Raw genomic sequence first — 16,633 nt, 5'->3', positions numbered from 1 at the left:
TATGTTAGCCGTGTAACAGCTTCATGACATCACCTGTCCACCGGCAGCCCGCTCGGTACGCTGTCGGGCACACCCAATCGCCCAGCCGGCGCCATCGGATCGGTGAGTGCATTCAGGAAGGCGATAAGCTGGCTCACCTCGGCGTTGCTGAGAGCCATCGGCGCAAGCTCGTTGGCCTCGGCAATGGCCGCGATCTCGCGCGCATCGGCGAGCACCGCCGTATCCCACTCCGTCGCGCTCTCCAGCGCGGGCAGCACGGCTTGCGAAATGTCGTAGCTGAACAGCGCGGCCACCGGGTCGAGGTGATGGCGCACCACGGCCTCGAGCGTCGCATAGGCGCCGTCATGGCCGTAGGGCGCCGTGAGCGCCACGTTGCGCAGGCTGGGCGTGCGGAAGCGGTAGATATCGTCGGGATTGCCGGTTACCCGCAGCCGCCCGATATCGCGCGTATCGGTCTCGAACCGCTCCACCTTGCCGGGGCCGATCTGCGGCATGGCGATGGCGTGAAAGCCGTGATCGGTCTGGAACGGCCCGGCATGGCAATCGGCGCAGCCGGCCTTGCCGTAAAACAGCTCCATACCCGCCAGCGCATCGCCCGAAAGCGGCTCTGTTCCACGCAAATGCCGGTCAAACGGGCTATCGTCCGAGCGCCATTCAAAGGCGATGAACTCGGCGACCACGTTGGAAATATCGGTAAAGTCAATGGGCCGCGGCCCGATCACGGCGGTAAACATCTCGCGGTATTCCGGTACCGCCTCCACCCGCTTCGAGATCAGATCCCAGGCCCCGCCTTCGCCGGTGAGGAACCCCTGGCGCACCGCCTGGCTGATTTCGTTCTCGCTATAATGCCCGGCCATTTCGTCGGCGGACAGAACCGGAAACATCGCCTGCGCCGAAAGCACGCCGGAGAACCCGGCCACCATCTCCTGCCCCAGCGGTGTGCGGATGCCGCCCGGTTTGGTCGGGTCGGCCTCCAGCCGTCCGGCATGAAACATATGGGTGAATTGCAGCGCCCCGAGGTTGAACATCCCCGGCGCGTTACGCGGGATGCGCTTTTCGGGAAGGTTTTCGGGCAGCGCCACCCGGTCCGGCCCAAGCCCATCCGCGCCGTCGCCAAGGCCAAGCGAAAGCCCGTCGGAGGTGCCGAAGCGCGGGTGGTGGCAGGTGGAGCAGGCCACCGTTTTCGAGCCCGACAGGATCGGGTCGTAAAACAGAAGCTGGCCGAGGGCCACGGCCTCTGGCGTGGTTTCCATGTAATCGGCATCCGTCACCGGCGCAGGCAGATCGGCGGCCTGGGCGGCGGCGGTCATCAGGGCTAGGGCGAGCAGAATACGCATCAGGCCACCTCGATTGACAGGCGTTGAAAATATGGGGCTTCGGGAAATGTGATGATCGGCGCAAATCCGGGGTGGTTCACGGCGTCGGGAAAGGCCTCCGGCTCCAGACACAGGCCGGAATAGGGTCTGAACCGGCCCCCGAGATGCTCTCCGGTGTAGAGCTGAAGCCCCGGCTGGTCGGTGAAGAATGAAAGCGTCGGCGCGCCCGGCGCGCTGAGCACGGCAGCCGGTTCGGCGCCGCTCAGCACCATGCAGAGATCGGCCTGCGGCACCGGCTCGCCCAGCGCGCGCGTGGTGCGGAAATCGAGCGGCGTATCGGCAATCGCCAGCCGCTTCCCGGTGGGGATGCCGCCCGCATCCACCGCCAGCGCCTCCGCCGCCGCGATCTGCAATTCATGCCCGGCGAGCGATCCGCCGGTCAGGTTGTAGTAATTGTGCTGCGCCAGGTTGATCGGCGTGGGCCGGTCCACCTCGGCACGTATCTCGTAGGTCAGCCGCGTCTCGCTGAGGCGCACCACCACCTCGAACCGGGCGCGCCCCGGATAGCCGCCATCGCCATGCCCGCTCACGCAGGTCAGCCGCACGGAATTGGCACCGCTGTCTTCCTCCATCTCCCAGAACCGCTTGCCCAGCCCGCGCGGGCCACCGTGCAGGTGGTTTGGCCCGTCATTCAGCGGCAGGTCCACCGCCATGCCATCGAGCATGAACCGCCCGCCCGCGATCCGGTTGGCCACGCGCCCGGCGATGACACCGACGAAATAGGGATCATCGCCGTAATCCGCCGGATCGTCATAGCCCAGCACGATCGAGCGCCCGCCGATCCGCCAATCCCGCGTGATCGCGCCGTAGCTCAGAAGCGTCACCTCCATGTTGCCCGCGGCCAGCCTGGCGGCATCCACTGGCCGCCCCCCGATCCGGGTATGGCCGCGGGCGATCATGGCTCAGACGAACCTGTTGACGAGGTTTTCGAGGTATTCCTGCTTGCCGGATCGCGGCTCGGGCTCGATCCCCTCGTTCTCGACCTTCGCGGCGATCTCGTCGAGGCTCACCTTGCCGGCCAGAACAGACTGGTAATAGTCACTATTCCAGCCTGAATAACGCTCGTCGACATAGCCGGGCAGGGTGCCGTCCTCGAGCATCGCGGCGGCGGATTTGAGCCCGCGCGCGCAGGTGTCCATCGCGCCGATATGGGCGATCAGCAGGTCTTCCGCGTCGAGCGATTGGCGGCGGATCCGGGCATCGAAATTCGTGCCGCCCTGACCGAAGCCGCCACCCTTGAGGATGTGGTAATAGGCCAGCGCCACCTCCGGCACGTTGTTGGGGAACTGGTCGGTATCCCAGCCCGACTGGTAATCGTTGCGGTTCATGTCGATCGAGCCGAACACGCCCAGCGCCTGCGCCAGCGCAATCTCGTGCTCGAAGGAATGCCCGGCCAGGATCGCGTGGCCCTGTTCGATATTGAGCGTCACCTCATCCTCAAGCCCGTGGCGCTTGAGGAAGCCATATACGGTCGCCACGTCAAAATCGTATTGGTGCTTGGATGGTTCCTGCGGCTTCGGCTCCACCATGATCTGCCCCGTGAAGCCGATCTTGTGCTTGTACTCGACCACCATGTTGAGCATCCGCCCCATCTGCTGGTCTTCGCGGGCAAGATCGGTGTTGAGCAGCGTTTCATAGCCTTCGCGCCCGCCCCAGAGCACGTAATTCTGCCCGCCGAGCCGATGCGTGGCGTCAAGGCAGGTCTTGATCGTGGCCCCGGCATAGGCAAACACCTCCGGGTCGGGATTCGTGCTCGCCCCGGCCATCCAGCGGCGATGGCTGAACAGGTTGGCGGTGCCCCAGAGCAGGCACACCCCCGTCTCGTCCTGCTTGGCTGCAAAGATGTCGATGATCTCTTCGTAAGCTTTCTTGCTGGCCGTGAACGAGCCGAGATCGGGCCGGATATCGGCATCGTGGAAGCAGTAGAACGGCACGCCCAGCGCGGTGAACATCTCAAACGCCACATCTGCCTTCAGCCGGGCATTGTCCATGCTGTCATTGGGAAACCACGGGCGCTGGAATGTCGCCCCGCCAAACGGGTCCAGCCCCTCATAGGCGAAGCTGTGCCAATAGGCGACGGCGAAGCGCAACTGGTCTTCCAGCCGCTTGCCCATCACCATTTCGTCGGGGTTGTAGTGGCGGAAGGCGAGCGGATTGGTGCTGTCGGGGCCCTCGAAGGCAACGCGCTCGACGGGAAAAAAACCGGTGCTCATAGGATCTCCTTCAAAGCGGGATAAAGCGCGCGATATTGCGCGTAAGCGTCGTCATAGGCATGGGCCAGATCGGCGCGCGGTTCGATGGTGCGGGCGACGGCGGGCCGGGTCATCACCTCGGCGGGCGCCGCTCCCGTGTCGCCGACGATCGCAAGCCGCGCGGCGCCCAGCGCCGCGCCAAACTCGCCCTGTTCGGGCAGGTCGATGGGCACGCCCAGCAAAGTCGCGATCAGTTCCACCCAGTAATCGGATTTCGAACCGCCGCCGATCCCGAGCACACGGGTCAGCGTGGTGCCCGTGGCTTTCAGCGCCTCGTGATTGTCCCTGAGCGCGAAGGCGACGCCTTCCATCACGGCTTGGGTCAACGCCTTGTGCCCGTCGCCGATGCCGAGGCCAACAAAAGCCCCCCGAATGGCCGCATCGTTATGCGGCGTGCGCTCGCCGGAGAGGTAGGGCAGAAAGCGGATGCTGCCGGGCCCGTCGATCCGGTCGCCCAGCAAAGCGCTTAATTCCGCTGGTTTAGAGCCTGTTTGTTTCGCCAGCCAGTTCAGGCTGTCGGTGGCCGACAGGATCACGCCCATCTGGTACCAGGTGTCCGGCACCGAATGGCAGAAGGTGTGCACCGCGGTTTCCGGGCTGGGCGCAAAGCCTGCCTTTGCCGCCAGCAGCACGCCCGAAGTGCCGAGCGAGACAAAACCGTCGCCTTCGTCAAAGCAGCCCACGCCGCAGGCCGAGGCCGAATTGTCGCCGCCGCCGCCCACCACTTTCACGCTGTCGGAAAGGCCCCAGCGATCCGCCACCTCCTTGCGCAAGGTGCCCGACACGTCCGAGCCCTCCACCAGCCGCGGCATCTGATCGAGCCGCATCCCGGCCTTGTCGAGCAATGCGGGCGACCATGCCCGCTTGCCCACATCCATCCACGAGGTGCCGGCGCTGTCCGACATGTCGGAGGCATGATCGCCGGTCAGCCAGAAGCGGAGGTAATCCTTCGGCAGCAGCACCATCGCGACCTTGGCAAACAGCTCCGGCTCATGCGCCTTCACCCAGGCCAGCTTGGGCGCGGTAAAGCCGGGAAAGACGATATTGCCGCTGATCGCGCGAAAGGCCGGATCGCCGTCCATCGCCGCCGCTTCCACCGACGCGCGCGTGTCGTTCCACAGGATCGCGGGCCGCAGCACCTCGTCACCGGCATCGAGCAGCGTGGCCCCGTGCATCTGGCCCGAAAGGCCGATCGCCCGAAGCGCGGCAAGCTCCTTCGGGCGGCTCGCTTTGATCGCCTCCAGCGCGCGCTCGGCGGCGGCAACCCAATCCGCCGGGTCTTGTTCGCTCCAGCCGGAATGCGGGTGAGAAACAGGGTAGCTCTGATCCGAGGCGGCAAGCACATTGCCCGCGCCATCGGTCAGAATGGCACGCAAACCCGACGTGCCGAGATCCAATCCGAGATACATAATTCCTCCCAGGCGGCCGATTTATTTCAGCCGCCAAAAAAATAATGAACCGACTCGCGGATCAAGTCAACGAAAGAGGATGTGCTCAGATGATCGCGGCTTCATCCAGCCGCTCGCCGCGCCGGATGCGGCCGATCCCGAGCGGCGAGAGGTCGAGCGTCTGCCAGCCGCCGGTGGCGATCCACTCTGCAATCCCCCGCCCCACGGCGGGCGATTGTTGCAGCCCATGGCCGGAAAACCCGTTGGCATAGAGAAAATTGCCCACCCGGTCGTCCGGCCCCAGCACCGCATTCTGGTCGAGCGTGTTATAGGCATAATGCCCCACCCATTCGTTCACCACGCGGATCGCCTCGAAGGCGGGAATACGGTTGGCAAGTGCAGGCCAGACCTTGCTTTCCCATAGCCCGTGATCGGCGGCAAAATCGTCCGGCTCCACCGCCGGGTCATGGTCCGGCGTCGCCCCGGCCATGTAATAGCCGCCGTCGCTGCGCACATGCACGCCGCCCGGGTCAATGGTCAGCGGCAGATCCTGCCCCAGCGGGCGCTCCGCCTCGAACACCCAGGTGTAGCGCTTGCGCGGTTCCACCGGCAGCGCCAGCCCCGCCATCGCCGCCACCCGCGCTGCCCGTGGCCCGGCGGCGTTCACCACCCAACCGCAGGCAATCCGCTCGCCGCTCGCCAGCTGCACGGCGGTCACCCGGTCGCCCTGGCGCTCCACGGCCACCACCTCGTTGGCGGTGAACTCCACACCCCGCTCCCGCGCCTTGCGCCGCCACCAGTCAAACATCGTCCCGCCGTCGAAATAGCCCTCGTCACGGGTGCCGAAGGCGCCGAGCAGGATGTCGTCGAGCCGGTAGAACGGAAAGCGCGCGGCGATTTCATCAGGCGTGAGCAGCACCGTCCCAGCGCCACTTTGCGCCTGCATAGAGACTGTTCTTCGCAGATGCCCGGCAAAGGTGTCATCGCCCGCGAGATACATATAGCCAAAAAAATGGGTGTGAATCCCCGGCACCCGCTCATCGCCCAATTCCTCACGAAACCGCTTCACGTAGTCCGCGGCGAACTGGCTGATCTTCACGTTGATCGGGGCCGAGAACTGCTGGCGCATACAGGAGTTGGTGTGCGCCGTGGAGCAACTCCCATAGCCCGGATCGCGTTCCACCACGAGCACCCGGCCCTGAAAATCGGGGTTCGAGGCCAGAAACCAGGCCACGCTCGATCCCATGATCGCCCCGCCGACGATCACCACGTCATAGTTGTTGCGGTTCGGGGTCGGGTCGGTTTGCGCCATTGGCGGCCTCCATATCGCCGCGTGAGCCTGCCCGAAAGACATGCGCAGGGAAAGGGCCGGAAAAGACCCTATTCCAGCGGAATCGTCAGGTCTTCGATCACCGGGCGCGTGTTGGGCCGCTTGCCGCGCCACCACTGAAAGGCTTCCGCCGCCTGTTCCACCAGCATCCCGACGCCATCGGCGATCTGCTCGGCCCCGCTATTCTCGGCCAGCGCAAGGAAGGGCGTCTTGCCCTTGCCATAGACCATCTCATAGGCCAGCTCCGCCCCCTCGAAGGCCACGGCAGGCAGTGGCGGCAAAGCGCCCGTCAGGCTGGCGGAGGTGGCGTTCAGCACCACGTCGAAGCCCTGACCGATGGCATCGTAGCCGCAGGCATGGATCGAGCCGCGTGGCCCCAGCAGATGCGCCACCTCTTCGGCCTTCTCCACCGTCCGGTTGGCGATGCAGATCCCGGCCACCCCGGCCTCCAGAAACGGCCCCAGCGCGCCGCGCGTGGCCCCGCCCGCCCCGGCAAAGAGCACCCGCTTGCCCTTGAGTTCCACGCCGAGATTGTCCTCGATATCGCGCACCAGCCCGACGCCGTCGAAATTGTCGGCAATGATCCGGCCATCTTCGAACTTCAGGCAATTCGACGCACCGCAGATATTGGCCGCTTCCAGCGCCTCGTCCGCCATCGCCTCGGCGCGCACCTTGAAGGGTACGGTCACGTTGATCCCCTTGCCACCGGCCGCGATGAAGGCGCGCACCGCCGCCTCGAACCCGTCAACCGGCGCTTCGACCGCTTCGTAGCTCATATCTTCGCCGAACTGTGCGGCGAAGGCGGAATGGATGAACGGGCTTTTGGTGTGGCCCAGCGGGCTGCCGAACACGGCGTAACGGTCGGTCATCCCAGGAGCGACCCCATCCGCCGCATCGCCAGCGCATAGCCTTCCACGCCAAAGCCGGCGATCACCCCATCGGCCCGCAGCGACACATAGGAATGGTGCCGGAAGCTCTCGCGCTTGTGGACGTTGGAGATATGCACCTCCAGCACCGGCCCCTCGAAAGCGTTGAGCGCATCGAGGATCGCCACCGATGTATGGGTATAGGCACCGGGGTTGATGATGATCCCCCCGGCGTCCTCCCGCGCCTCGTGAATCCAGTCCACGAGCTGGCCTTCGTAGTTCGATTGCAGAAGCTGCACCGCCAGGCCGAACCCGTGCCCCACCTCGGCGCACATCGCCTCGACATCCGCCAGCGTGTCCGACCCGTAGATTGCGGGTTCGCGTTTGCCGAGCAGGTTCAGGTTCGGGCCGTTCAGGATGTAGATCAGGTTGCTCATGGGCGTGTCCTTCAGATGTCCCATGCTGTTTGCCACCAAAACCCCGCTGGAACAAGAAAACCCGGGCGGCCCCCACTCTCAGAGCGCCGCCGCCTGCCACCAGAGATCATCCATCGCCTCGGCTGAAAGACCGAGCGCCGCGCCGAGCTGATCCATCGCCGGATCGAAACGGTCGATCGTCGGCGCGTAGCGCAGCCGCGCCCGGATCACCGCCGCCACGTCCGGCGTCAGCGCGTCGAGCGCCGCCTCCAGCCGGTCGCTCAACCCCGCCATGTCGAGGACGGCGTGCAGGCACCACGCCTCCACCGGGCGCGGTCGCGGCCCGGGCAGGCCGTAGGGCGCGAGCACCTCCGAAAGCTCGGCCTCGCTGGCGATCCGTGTCAGCTTTCCGTCCTCTGCCGCCTCGACATAGGCTCCGGCACGGGATGACCAGATCCACCCGGTTTCGGCCACCAGCCAGAACCAGTTGGCAGGGTCATAGGTGATTACATCAGACATATTGGCCTCCCGTTGCCGTGATGCCGGCGGTGGTGCCCGGGATGTACGAGGCCCCGCCACCCGCGGTATTGATGACACCATTACTGTTCGCGTTGAATCGCAGGCCGCTGATCGCGCCTGCGCTTTCGTCCCAGACCACCTGGCTGGCATTCACCTGCGCAGTGGCGCTCAGATTGGCAAATGCCGTGGCGGTGAAGCTGACCGGCGCGGTGGTCGCCACGGTCACCCCGGTGCCGAGGTAGATGTATCCGCCAGCGGTCGCGTAGAGAAAATAGGCGCTGCCCGTCGCGCCGATCAGCAGTGTGCAGTTCAGCACTTCGATATAGGCCCCGTTATCGGCGCAAATCATCCTTGCGCTGCCCGTGCCGATCTGAATCGTGCCACGCAGAAACACCCGTGCGCCGTAGCGGGCCCAGAGCGCCACCGATGCGCCCGACACACTCAGGTTGCGCAGCGTCACCTCGCAGGGCCCCGTTATCTGTATCCCGTAGGCGCTGCCGGAAATCGTCGTTGCATCATAGCCGGCGCCCTCCAGAACCAGCCGCAGGTTGCCATTGCCGGGTACAAGCAGCCTCGTGCCCTCGTCGAAGGTGCCCGGCCCGATCCGGATGGTCACGGTATAGGGGCCGCAATAGAGCCCGGCGGCTATATCCACAGCATGTTGCACCGTCCGGAACGCACCGGCCGCCGTATCCGCCAGCCCGTCATTCCCGTCATAGCCGTCGCCGCGCACGTAATAGGTCCGGTTGGTGCTCAGCGATCCGGCCACGCCGGCGATCCCGGCGGGAAAGCTCGCCGCGCCCGTCACGGCGTTAATCACCAGCGCCTCCGTCCAGGCCGAGCCATCGGCGCTCACCTTCACATGCAGATCGTCATCTCCCGCCAGCCCGATCTCGGCCCGCCCCGACCAACCGTCCTGAAACAGCAGCGACGCCGTGTCGCCCGCTGTGGCCTTGTTGACCTTCAGCCGGTGATCGTCGCCCTCATGGCTGAGCAGCGTGGCAGGCGACGACACCGCCAGCCGGTTTGTGCCGTCTGCCGTGGTGTTGATGCCAACGCCGGTAAGATTGTCGAACGAGTCCGCGCCAAGCCCTGACCAGTCGCCGCCATCCCAAATCCGCATCTCCGTCGTGCCGGCCAGCACGGCTGCCCAGCCCGGCTGCGGAGTGTGAAATTGCCACGCCCCGTCCACATACATCGCCAGATCGCCATCGCGGCCCGACCAGGCATCGTTGGCCCCGGGGCCGAGCGCATATATCTCCCCCTCCACCGGCAACGAAGGCGGCGTGACCGCCCCGAAGGCAACGACAGTAAGCTGCACCAGCGCATCGAGCAGCCGCAGCGCCTCGTTATGGGTGACGTGTTTCTGGGCCTGCGCAGGCTGAATATACGGCAGGTCGAGACGGGGCGAATTGTCCGACATGGAGCCTCCTCGGGTGTGAAAAAACCGAGGAATGTGATATCCGGCAAATCCCCAAAAACGGCCAAACCGCCGGACCCGGACGGTGACACTTTCGTAACCAAGGTGAAGAAACGAAAAACGCCGCGACCGGCGCGGCGTTTTCTCAATTGGTCGGAGTGAGAGGATTCGAACCTCCGACCCCTGCCTCCCGAAGACAGTGCTCTACCAGGCTGAGCTACACTCCGACCGTGGCGCGCGGGATAGCCCAGCTTTGGAGGCTTGGCAAGGCCCTAACTTGCCTGACGTTTCCGCTTGAGCAGCGGCGAAATGCGAAACAGCGCCGTCGTGGCCCCGCGCGAGCGTGTGCGGGTGATCGGCGCCTGCGACGCGGCGCCAAGCCGGGTCTCGCGGATGACAATGTAAATCCCCGAGGCGATGATGATTCCCGCCCCTGCCAGCGTGTAGCCATCGACGCCCTCGTCGAAGAACAGAAAGCCATAGAGTGTGGCCCAGAGGATCTGAGAATACTGCATTGGCGCGACGATCGCGGCATCCGCCTTGCGGTAGGCGGCGATCAGCACCAGCCCGCCGACAAAGCTCAGCACCGCCACCACGCCGAGGCCACCCAGATGCGCCACAGGCATCGGCTTGTAGACGAAGGCGAGAATCGCCCCCATCACCACGAAGTTGGAAACCATCGGGTAAAGCATCAGCACCGCCGTGCGTTCTTCTGAGCCGATCTTGCGCACGATCAGCGCGGCGGTGGCGCCAAACACGGCCGCCACCGCGCCCGCGAGGTGGCCAAGGCTCAGCTCCGCCGCGCCGGGCCGGAGCACCACGATCACGCCGCACAGGCCAACCAGCACGGCGATCAGCCGGTGCGGCCCCACCTTTTCGCCCAGCATCGGGATCGAGAGCAGGGTGATCAGCAGCGGTGAGGCGAACAACAGCACATAGACCTGTGCCAGCGGCAGCACCGTGAAGGCGTAGAAGGCGGCAAACCCGGCGATTGTAGTGCACAGCGTCCGGGCCAGCGACCACCACGGATGCACCGGCCGCAAATGCCCCTCGGTGCGCTCCGCCATCAGCATCAGCGTGACGAGCGGGAAGGAAAACAGGGTGACGAAAAAAATGATCTGGATCGGCGAATAGGATGCGCCGAGAAACTTGATGACCGCGTCATGCGTGGCAAAGACCGCGAAGGAAAGGAGCGCGTAAAGCGGGCCTGTAACAGACATGGGGCCTCCATCAACTTTGCCCGAGTAAACAACACCAATGGAGCACGGACGCAATGCGAAAAGGTCGCACGACTCCATTTCCTTTTGCACTGGAAAAGGGCATTTATGCTCCCTTATTATCTCTGGTAAGGAGCAATAAAGATCAATAGGTCATATCATGTATACCGTCGCTGAAGTCGCAGAACTGCTGAAGCTGCATCCCAAAACCGTGTTGCGCCATATCCGCACGGGCCGTCTGGCCGCGCGCAAGGCGGGCCGGTCCTGGCGCATCACGCAAGACGCCCTGCGCGCCTATACCCATGCCGAGCTTGCATCGGGTCCGGCTGCCATCCGGCCCGATATGCCGCTCGGCGAGCGCCTGCGCGTCTCCGCCGTGTTTGAGATCCCCGAAGGCGGGGCGGAAGACGCGCAGCGCCTCGCCGCCAGCCTCATGGCGCTGATGAACTGCAAGGATCCAAGCTGGGGGCCGGCTCGGTTCGATGTGGTCCACCAGCCCGAAACGGGCGTGTCCCGTGCCGTTCTCTATGGCACGCCTGCCTTCCTTTCGGCGGCGCTCTCGGCGGTGGAGGTCTTTGTCTCCGACAATGCCTCATGAGCGTTTTCGCGCCGGCACCGGGCTATGCCGCCGTCATGCCCGCCCCGTCCTTCGGGGCTTGCTGAAACGCGAAGCGGCGCGGGTTCGATCCCGCGCCGCCTGCCGTCATGTCATTGATGCCTCAGAGCGAAGCGTCGAGCGCGGCGAGAATCGCGTCGCCCATTTCTGCGGTCGATACCGGCTGCACGCCATCCTGCCCCAGCAAATCGGCGGTGCGCAGGCCGTCGGCCAGCACCTTTTCGATTGCCGCATCCAGCCGGTCCGCCTCTGTGCCGAGATCGAAGGAATAGCGCAGCGCCATCGAGAAGCTGAGGATACAGGCGATCGGGTTGGCCTTGCCCTGCCCGGCGATATCCGGCGCAGAGCCGTGCACCGGCTCATACATCGCTTTTGGCCGGCCGTTTTCCATCGGCGCACCGAGGCTGGCGGACGGCAGCATCCCGAGCGAGCCGGTAAGCATCGCCGCCACGTCCGACAACAGATCGCCAAACAGGTTGTCGGTGACGATCACGTCGAACTGTTTGGGCGCGCGCACCAGCTGCATCCCGCCGGCATCGGCATACATGTGGCTGAGCTCGACATCGGGATATTCCTCATCATGCACCTTCTGCACGATCTCGCGCCAGAGCAGGCCCGATTCCATCACATTGCCCTTTTCCATCGAGCAGACCCGGCCATCGCGTTTGCGGGCCAGCTCGAAGGCCGAGCGGGCGACGCGCTCGATCTCGGGCACCGTATAGCGCTGGGTGTTGATCCCGTACCGCGCATCGCCCTCGCCGAATATCCCGCGCGGCTCGCCGAAATAGACGCCGCCGGTCAGCTCGCGCACGATCATGATGTCGAGGCCGGAGATGATTTCCGGCTTCAGCGACGAAAAATCCGCCAGCGCGTCGAAGCACTGGGCCGGGCGAAGGTTGGAATAGAGGTCCATTTCCTTGCGCAGACGCAACAGGCCGCGTTCCGGCTTCAGCGAGAAGTCGAGCACGTCGTATTGCGGCCCGCCGACGGCGCCAAGCAGAACGGCATCGACCTGCTGGGCCTTGTCCATCGTCTCATCGGCCAGGGGTACGCCGTATTTGTCATAGGCCGCGCCACCCACGAGGTCTTCGCTGACGTCGAAGTCAAGGCCGCGCTTCTCGCCATACCAGTCGATGATCCGGCGCACCTGCGCCATCACTTCCGGGCCGATCCCGTCGCCGGGGAGGATGAGAATGGAGCCAACACTCATGGGGTCTGTCCTTGGTTTGAATAGGGTTGGCGCTGGCGTAGCGGGAAGCGTCCCCAGCGTCAAGAAAGCGCGGCAAGGGCCTCGCTCAGCGCATCCCAGACCCGCGCCACACGCGGCACCCGCCGCACCGCTTCATGGGCGGTGAGCCACACCGGCAGCACCGGCAAGGGCATGTCGGGCAGCAGCCGTTCCACCTGCGGCTCCCGCTCTCCGATCGCCTGCTGCATGATCCCCACGCCGCCCCCGGCGCGCACAAGCTGCCAATAGGCGGCCTGATCGTCGGTGCGCAGCCGGAAAAAGTTCCGGTCCACATTCCAGCCCGCCTCGGCCATGCCGCGAATGATCATCTCGTTGCGGTCGAACCCGACCCAGTCGAGCGCCAGCAGATCGTCCACCGTCTTGGGCCGCCCGGCCCGGTCGAGATAACCCGCCGCCGCATAGGCCCCTGTCGGCAGATCGGCGACATGCCGCGTTACCACGTCGAGCTGACCGGGCCGATACATCCGCACCGCGATGTCGGCCTCGCGAAACAGCAGGTTCTCCGACGAATCCGAGGCAACGAGGTCGATCTCGATCCCCGGATAGGCGCGCCGCAGGTCCACCAGCACCGGCGGCAGCACGAAATGCGACACGACCACCGAGGCGGTGATCCGCACCGTCCCGGCCAGTGCCCGGTCTTCGCCCGCCGCGATCAGCGCCATCTGCCCCGCCGCCGCGCGCATGGCCTGCGCCGGGGCAAGCATTGCCTGCCCGGCATCGGTCAGCGCCAGTCCCTTGGCGTGCCGGCGAAACAGCTCCGCCCCCATTGCCGCCTCGATCTCACGCACCTTGCGCCCAAGCGTTGGCTGGCTGCTCCCCAATGCCCGCGCCGCGCCAGAAAGCGAGCCGGTTTCGGCGACGGCAAGAAAGGCTTGCACCAACGACCAGTCGAGTGAGGCGAGTGTATTATCCATTCAATACTGAATATCATATCAAAGATTTCAGGCAATTCTCATTCTTGGGTGAATGGATATCTTTGACCCATCAGAAGGAGGCCAACATGACCCAGACCGTTCTCATCCTCGGCGCCAATGGCCGCTTCGGCAGCCACGCCGCCACCGCATTCGCCACTGCCGGCTGGCGCGTCCGCCGCTTCGACCGCGCCGCCGACGATCTCGAAACCGCCATGCAGGGCGCCGATGTCGTCGTCTCCGCCTGGAACCCACCCGGCTATCACCTGTGGAACGAGGCCCTTGCCGAAAGCCATGCCGCCGTGGCCGCCGCCGCGGCGCGCAGCGGGGCCACCGTGATCCTGCCCGGTAATGTCTATGTCTACGGTCCCGACGCCCCCGCGCCCTGGCGGGCCGATACACCCCACCGCGCCACCAACCCGCTCGGCCTGTTCCGCAAGCGCATCGAAGCGGCCTATCGCAGCAGCGGCGCACGCACCCTGATCCTGCGCTGCGGCGACTTCATCGACACGCATCCCACCGGCAACTGGTTCGAGGGCTATATCACTCCCTCGGTGCCCAAGGGGTTCATCCGCTATCCGGGCAACCCCGACGCCCCCCATGCCTGGGCCTACCTGCCCGATGCCGCCCGTGCCGCCGTGGCACTGGCCGATAACCGGGCGCAACTCGCGCGGTTCGAAGATGTCCCCTTCCCCGGCTACACCCTGTCCGGGCACGACATCGCTGACGCGATCTCCCGCGTCACCGGGCGCGGCATCGCCGTCAAACCGTTCCAGTGGAACCTGATGCGGTTGGCGAGGCCCTTCATGCCGCTCCTGCGCGGCGTGTTTGAGATGCGCTACCTCTGGTCCCTGCCCCAGCGCCTCGACGGCGCCCGCCTCGCCCAGCTCGCCCCGGACTTCACGCCGACTGCCGCTGAGGATGCCCTGCGCGACGCGCTCGCCTATCAGGCCGCACCCGCCGCTAAGGCAGCGTGATATCGACCCAGACAAGGCGGTGACGGCTCGCCGTCGTCACCGTCGCCTCGAACGGATCGCCCGGCGCGGGCCAGATCACCCCGGCATCCAGCACATTCAGCCGCGCGTCGGGCAGCACGTAATCCACCCGCAGATTGCCCGGGTTCGGATCGCTCCAGTCTGCCGTATCCAGCCCCGCATTGCCCACCTGCCCGGCATTGGCCGCGGCCCGCCCGCCGGGGCTGACCGGCGCGGGGTCCTGCAACCGCGGGTCGGCGAGCAGCCCGACCATCGCCGCGCGCCGCCCGTCGCCGTCGGCAGGGTCGAGATTGGCATTGCCGATCACCACCACCGGCCTCTCCGGCGCGGCAAAGGGCAGATCGCCATCGAGCAGCCGTTGCCAGAAGACGATCTCATCGTGGTTGCGCCGCCCGTTCAGGTCTTCCGGCCCGTCGAACACCGGCGTCGTCGCGTTGAAGGCGAGCAGGTGGATCACCCCGCCCGGCAGCACCACCGGCACATCCCAATGCGCCACCGACGAAAGCCGCTGCACCGCCCGCGCCTCGGGCGAGGGAAACGGAGCGCCGCCCGCCTCCGGGGCAATCGCGCCGGGCAGGTCGTGCCACAGAAAGGTGCTGAAATCGCGCACTTCGCCGAGCGGATGGCGCGACAGCACCGCCATGCCGCCCGCGCCGGTAAACGCGCCATAGCCCTGCGCATCGCGCGCCTCGCCGATCTTTCCGTTGCCGTCCATGTCCAGCCCGGTTTCCACCCCGGCATTGGGCCGCGCGGCAAAGCGGAACGGATAGCTCACGCCCGTCGCGTCGAGCATGGCGGCGAAGGCCGTCAGGGCGTGGCCCTCAAGATCGTGGTCAAAGCCTGTCAGCAGCAGCACATCGGGCCGTGCCGCAGCAATCACGGCAGCAACGGCGCGCACCTGTTCTCCGCCGGCAAGAATATCCGCCAGCAACAGGCCGGGGCCGCGCCGGCCAAGCTCGGCATCATATGTGGCAATACGAACCGGATCAGCGGCCAGCGGCGCCCCCGCCATCGGCAAAGCGAGCGCCAGAAGGGCGAGCAGGCGGCGCATCACGCCGGCTGAAGCTCTTGCTCCGCATCGGCAGGGGTATTCTTCTGCCGCTCCTCGGTGATCATCGACGCCACCCGCTGCATGGCGATCCCGCGCATGAACAGGCTGGCGGGCAGAAAGGCCCAGGCGGCGATGCTCCAGATCACCGTTTGATCGTCCGACAGCGACATCGAGCCGAAAGCGCCCGAGGCGAGTTGGACCACGGCCGGGGTCACGAAGGGCAACAGGAAGCCCAGCGTCACGTTGAACCGCGCATCGCGTTCGAGCCGGTCGACAACGTCGCCGCCTGCCGTGGGATCGAAGGTCGGCAGGTTGACCCAGACATTGAAGCTCTTGCCCCGGTAGGGCCAGTTGGCCACGCGCAGCACGATCAGGAAAACGGCGAGCGACAGCAGCGAAATGAGATAGGCCATGCCCGCCGCGCTGCGCAACATGCTCACTTCGAGCGACGAGGCGGTATCGGGCAGCATCAGCACGACAAGCCGCACCGGGCTGTAGGGGAAGTCCATCGCGCTGCCGATCAGCAGGCCGATCGCGGTCACGAATTGCGACGCGGTCGAGGGCGCTTCGGGCCGGGCATAGACGACCGAGACGAGCAGCAGGATGAAGAAAAGGCTGGCGAAGCGGATCCGGTTGAACGGCGGCGCATCGCGGAATTCGACAAGGCCGGGATAGGCGGAGGCATATTCGAAGCCGGTCAATGCGGCGGCGAACAGCGCCACGAGCACCACGATCTGGGTTGCGTCGGAACTCACGCCGGGAAGTACGAGGGCAGGTGTCGCCACCAGCAAAGCCATCAGAATCGCACGCGCGATTGCACTGGGAAGACGCGAAAACACTGCCCTAATCCTCAACCTGGACGGGGACGATACGATGCCGCCACCCTTGTTCCAAATTAACCCCGCCAATTATGGCGGACTGCCTCATCTTTGCCATATTGTTGCCCACATCCGTCCACCGAAGCAAGTAACGGCTTCAGAAAGCACGATATTCCGGGCGTTTATTGGGAGGAACTGGTGCGATTGTG

The 16,633-nt window shown here is 65.5% G+C and carries 16 protein-coding genes and 1 tRNA gene; 2 read left to right on the top strand and 15 right to left on the bottom strand.

Annotated features, from left to right (window positions below; translation table 11 throughout):
- Positions 1-29: 29 nt before the first annotated feature.
- The 11 genes from QMG28_RS01160 to QMG28_RS01110 all read right to left on the bottom strand — a co-directional run bounded on the left by QMG28_RS01160 (position 30) and on the right by QMG28_RS01110 (position 10,787).
- The gene (locus QMG28_RS01160; RefSeq protein ID WP_281840322.1) at positions 30-1,337 is read right to left on the bottom strand and encodes a cytochrome-c peroxidase; all 1,308 of its coding nucleotides are present in this window, start codon (positions 1,335-1,337) and stop codon (positions 30-32) included.
- Positions 1,337-2,275 (bottom strand): aldose epimerase family protein, encoded by a 939-nt coding sequence (locus QMG28_RS01155; RefSeq protein WP_281840321.1) that lies wholly within the window; start codon positions 2,273-2,275, stop codon positions 1,337-1,339. The genes QMG28_RS01160 and QMG28_RS01155 overlap by 1 nt, the downstream gene beginning before the upstream one ends.
- 3 nt (positions 2,276-2,278) lie before the next feature.
- Positions 2,279-3,589 carry a xylose isomerase gene (gene xylA / locus QMG28_RS01150; protein WP_281840320.1) on the bottom strand — a complete coding sequence of 437 codons (1,311 nt, stop codon included), beginning with the start codon at positions 3,587-3,589 and terminating at the stop codon, positions 2,279-2,281.
- Complete coding sequence (gene xylB, locus QMG28_RS01145) at positions 3,586-5,037, bottom strand: xylulokinase (RefSeq protein ID WP_281840319.1); 1,452 nt, start codon at positions 5,035-5,037, stop codon at positions 3,586-3,588. Before xylB ends, xylA begins: the two co-directional genes overlap by 4 nt.
- An 85-nt stretch (positions 5,038-5,122) precedes the next feature.
- On the bottom strand, positions 5,123-6,328 hold the full coding sequence (locus QMG28_RS01140) for an NAD(P)/FAD-dependent oxidoreductase (protein WP_281840318.1): 1,206 nt from the start codon (positions 6,326-6,328) through the stop codon (positions 5,123-5,125).
- 68 nt (positions 6,329-6,396) lie between these two features.
- Positions 6,397-7,215 carry a shikimate dehydrogenase gene (gene aroE / locus QMG28_RS01135; protein ID WP_281840317.1) on the bottom strand — a complete coding sequence of 273 codons (819 nt, stop codon included), beginning with the start codon at positions 7,213-7,215 and terminating at the stop codon, positions 6,397-6,399.
- The gene (aroQ, locus tag QMG28_RS01130) at positions 7,212-7,649 is read right to left on the bottom strand and encodes a type II 3-dehydroquinate dehydratase (protein WP_281840316.1); all 438 of its coding nucleotides are present in this window, start codon (positions 7,647-7,649) and stop codon (positions 7,212-7,214) included. Before aroQ ends, aroE begins: the two co-directional genes overlap by 4 nt.
- A gap of 78 nt (positions 7,650-7,727) precedes the next feature.
- Positions 7,728-8,147 (bottom strand): hypothetical protein, encoded by a 420-nt coding sequence (locus QMG28_RS01125; RefSeq protein ID WP_281840315.1) that lies wholly within the window; start codon positions 8,145-8,147, stop codon positions 7,728-7,730.
- Positions 8,140-9,570 carry a DUF2793 domain-containing protein gene (locus tag QMG28_RS01120; protein WP_281840314.1) on the bottom strand — a complete coding sequence of 477 codons (1,431 nt, stop codon included), beginning with the start codon at positions 9,568-9,570 and terminating at the stop codon, positions 8,140-8,142. Before QMG28_RS01120 ends, QMG28_RS01125 begins: the two co-directional genes overlap by 8 nt.
- A gap of 147 nt (positions 9,571-9,717) precedes the next feature.
- Positions 9,718-9,794 (bottom strand) — tRNA-Pro (locus tag QMG28_RS01115).
- Positions 9,795-9,839: 45 nt separating this feature from the next.
- The gene (locus tag QMG28_RS01110; protein ID WP_281840313.1) at positions 9,840-10,787 is read right to left on the bottom strand and encodes a DMT family transporter; all 948 of its coding nucleotides are present in this window, start codon (positions 10,785-10,787) and stop codon (positions 9,840-9,842) included.
- A gap of 157 nt (positions 10,788-10,944) precedes the next feature.
- On the opposite strand from QMG28_RS01110, the gene QMG28_RS01105 reads away from it, so the two are divergent.
- A complete protein-coding gene (locus QMG28_RS01105) occupies positions 10,945-11,382 on the top strand; it encodes a helix-turn-helix domain-containing protein (protein WP_281840312.1) in 438 nt (145 codons plus the stop codon).
- 121 nt (positions 11,383-11,503) lie between these two features.
- Here the strand turns inward: QMG28_RS01105 and leuB are convergent, their stop codons facing one another.
- Together leuB and QMG28_RS01095 are read right to left on the bottom strand one after the other, a co-directional pair.
- On the bottom strand, positions 11,504-12,610 hold the full coding sequence (gene leuB, locus QMG28_RS01100; protein ID WP_281840311.1) for a 3-isopropylmalate dehydrogenase: 1,107 nt from the start codon (positions 12,608-12,610) through the stop codon (positions 11,504-11,506).
- Positions 12,611-12,669: 59 nt separating this feature from the next.
- On the bottom strand, positions 12,670-13,563 hold the full coding sequence (locus tag QMG28_RS01095; protein WP_281840310.1) for a LysR family transcriptional regulator: 894 nt from the start codon (positions 13,561-13,563) through the stop codon (positions 12,670-12,672).
- A gap of 86 nt (positions 13,564-13,649) precedes the next feature.
- On the opposite strand from QMG28_RS01095, the gene QMG28_RS01090 reads away from it, so the two are divergent.
- Complete coding sequence (locus QMG28_RS01090; protein ID WP_281840309.1) at positions 13,650-14,537, top strand: Rossmann-fold NAD(P)-binding domain-containing protein; 888 nt, start codon at positions 13,650-13,652, stop codon at positions 14,535-14,537.
- Here QMG28_RS01090 and QMG28_RS01085 read toward each other — a convergent pair.
- Together QMG28_RS01085 and QMG28_RS01080 are read right to left on the bottom strand one after the other, a co-directional pair.
- Entirely contained in the window at positions 14,524-15,606 is a 1,083-nt protein-coding gene (locus tag QMG28_RS01085) for an endonuclease/exonuclease/phosphatase family protein (protein WP_281840308.1), read from the bottom strand. The genes QMG28_RS01090 and QMG28_RS01085 overlap by 14 nt on opposite strands.
- On the bottom strand, positions 15,606-16,361 hold the full coding sequence (locus QMG28_RS01080) for a hypothetical protein (protein ID WP_307726331.1): 756 nt from the start codon (positions 16,359-16,361) through the stop codon (positions 15,606-15,608). The genes QMG28_RS01085 and QMG28_RS01080 overlap by 1 nt, the downstream gene beginning before the upstream one ends.
- Positions 16,362-16,633 lie beyond the last annotated feature (272 nt).

This window comes from Sinisalibacter aestuarii (genome assembly GCF_027923545.1).
Classification (GTDB): Bacteria; Pseudomonadota; Alphaproteobacteria; order Rhodobacterales; family Rhodobacteraceae; genus Sinisalibacter; species Sinisalibacter aestuarii.
This window is presented reverse-complemented; position numbering and strand designations above follow the sequence as displayed.

What these genes read in the sequence shown, in the direction of transcription:
- QMG28_RS01160 (WP_281840322.1), bottom strand. Translation starts at nt 1,337, where the DNA reads ATGCGTATTCTGCTCGCCCTAGCCCTGATGACCGCCGCCGCCCAGGCC.
- QMG28_RS01155 (WP_281840321.1), bottom strand. Translation starts at nt 2,275, where the DNA reads ATGATCGCCCGCGGCCATACCCGGATCGGGGGGCGGCCAGTGGATGCC.
- xylA (WP_281840320.1), bottom strand. Translation starts at nt 3,589, where the DNA reads ATGAGCACCGGTTTTTTTCCCGTCGAGCGCGTTGCCTTCGAGGGCCCC.
- xylB (WP_281840319.1), bottom strand. Translation starts at nt 5,037, where the DNA reads ATGTATCTCGGATTGGATCTCGGCACGTCGGGTTTGCGTGCCATTCTG.
- QMG28_RS01140 (WP_281840318.1), bottom strand. Translation starts at nt 6,328, where the DNA reads ATGGCGCAAACCGACCCGACCCCGAACCGCAACAACTATGACGTGGTG.
- aroE (WP_281840317.1), bottom strand. Translation starts at nt 7,215, where the DNA reads ATGACCGACCGTTACGCCGTGTTCGGCAGCCCGCTGGGCCACACCAAA.
- aroQ (WP_281840316.1), bottom strand. Translation starts at nt 7,649, where the DNA reads ATGAGCAACCTGATCTACATCCTGAACGGCCCGAACCTGAACCTGCTC.
- QMG28_RS01125 (WP_281840315.1), bottom strand. Translation starts at nt 8,147, where the DNA reads ATGTCTGATGTAATCACCTATGACCCTGCCAACTGGTTCTGGCTGGTG.
- QMG28_RS01120 (WP_281840314.1), bottom strand. Translation starts at nt 9,570, where the DNA reads ATGTCGGACAATTCGCCCCGTCTCGACCTGCCGTATATTCAGCCTGCG.
- QMG28_RS01110 (WP_281840313.1), bottom strand. Translation starts at nt 10,787, where the DNA reads ATGTCTGTTACAGGCCCGCTTTACGCGCTCCTTTCCTTCGCGGTCTTT.
- QMG28_RS01105 (WP_281840312.1), top strand. Translation starts at nt 10,945, where the DNA reads ATGTATACCGTCGCTGAAGTCGCAGAACTGCTGAAGCTGCATCCCAAA.
- leuB (WP_281840311.1), bottom strand. Translation starts at nt 12,610, where the DNA reads ATGAGTGTTGGCTCCATTCTCATCCTCCCCGGCGACGGGATCGGCCCG.
- QMG28_RS01095 (WP_281840310.1), bottom strand. Translation starts at nt 13,563, where the DNA reads ATGGATAATACACTCGCCTCACTCGACTGGTCGTTGGTGCAAGCCTTT.
- QMG28_RS01090 (WP_281840309.1), top strand. Translation starts at nt 13,650, where the DNA reads ATGACCCAGACCGTTCTCATCCTCGGCGCCAATGGCCGCTTCGGCAGC.
- QMG28_RS01085 (WP_281840308.1), bottom strand. Translation starts at nt 15,606, where the DNA reads ATGCGCCGCCTGCTCGCCCTTCTGGCGCTCGCTTTGCCGATGGCGGGG.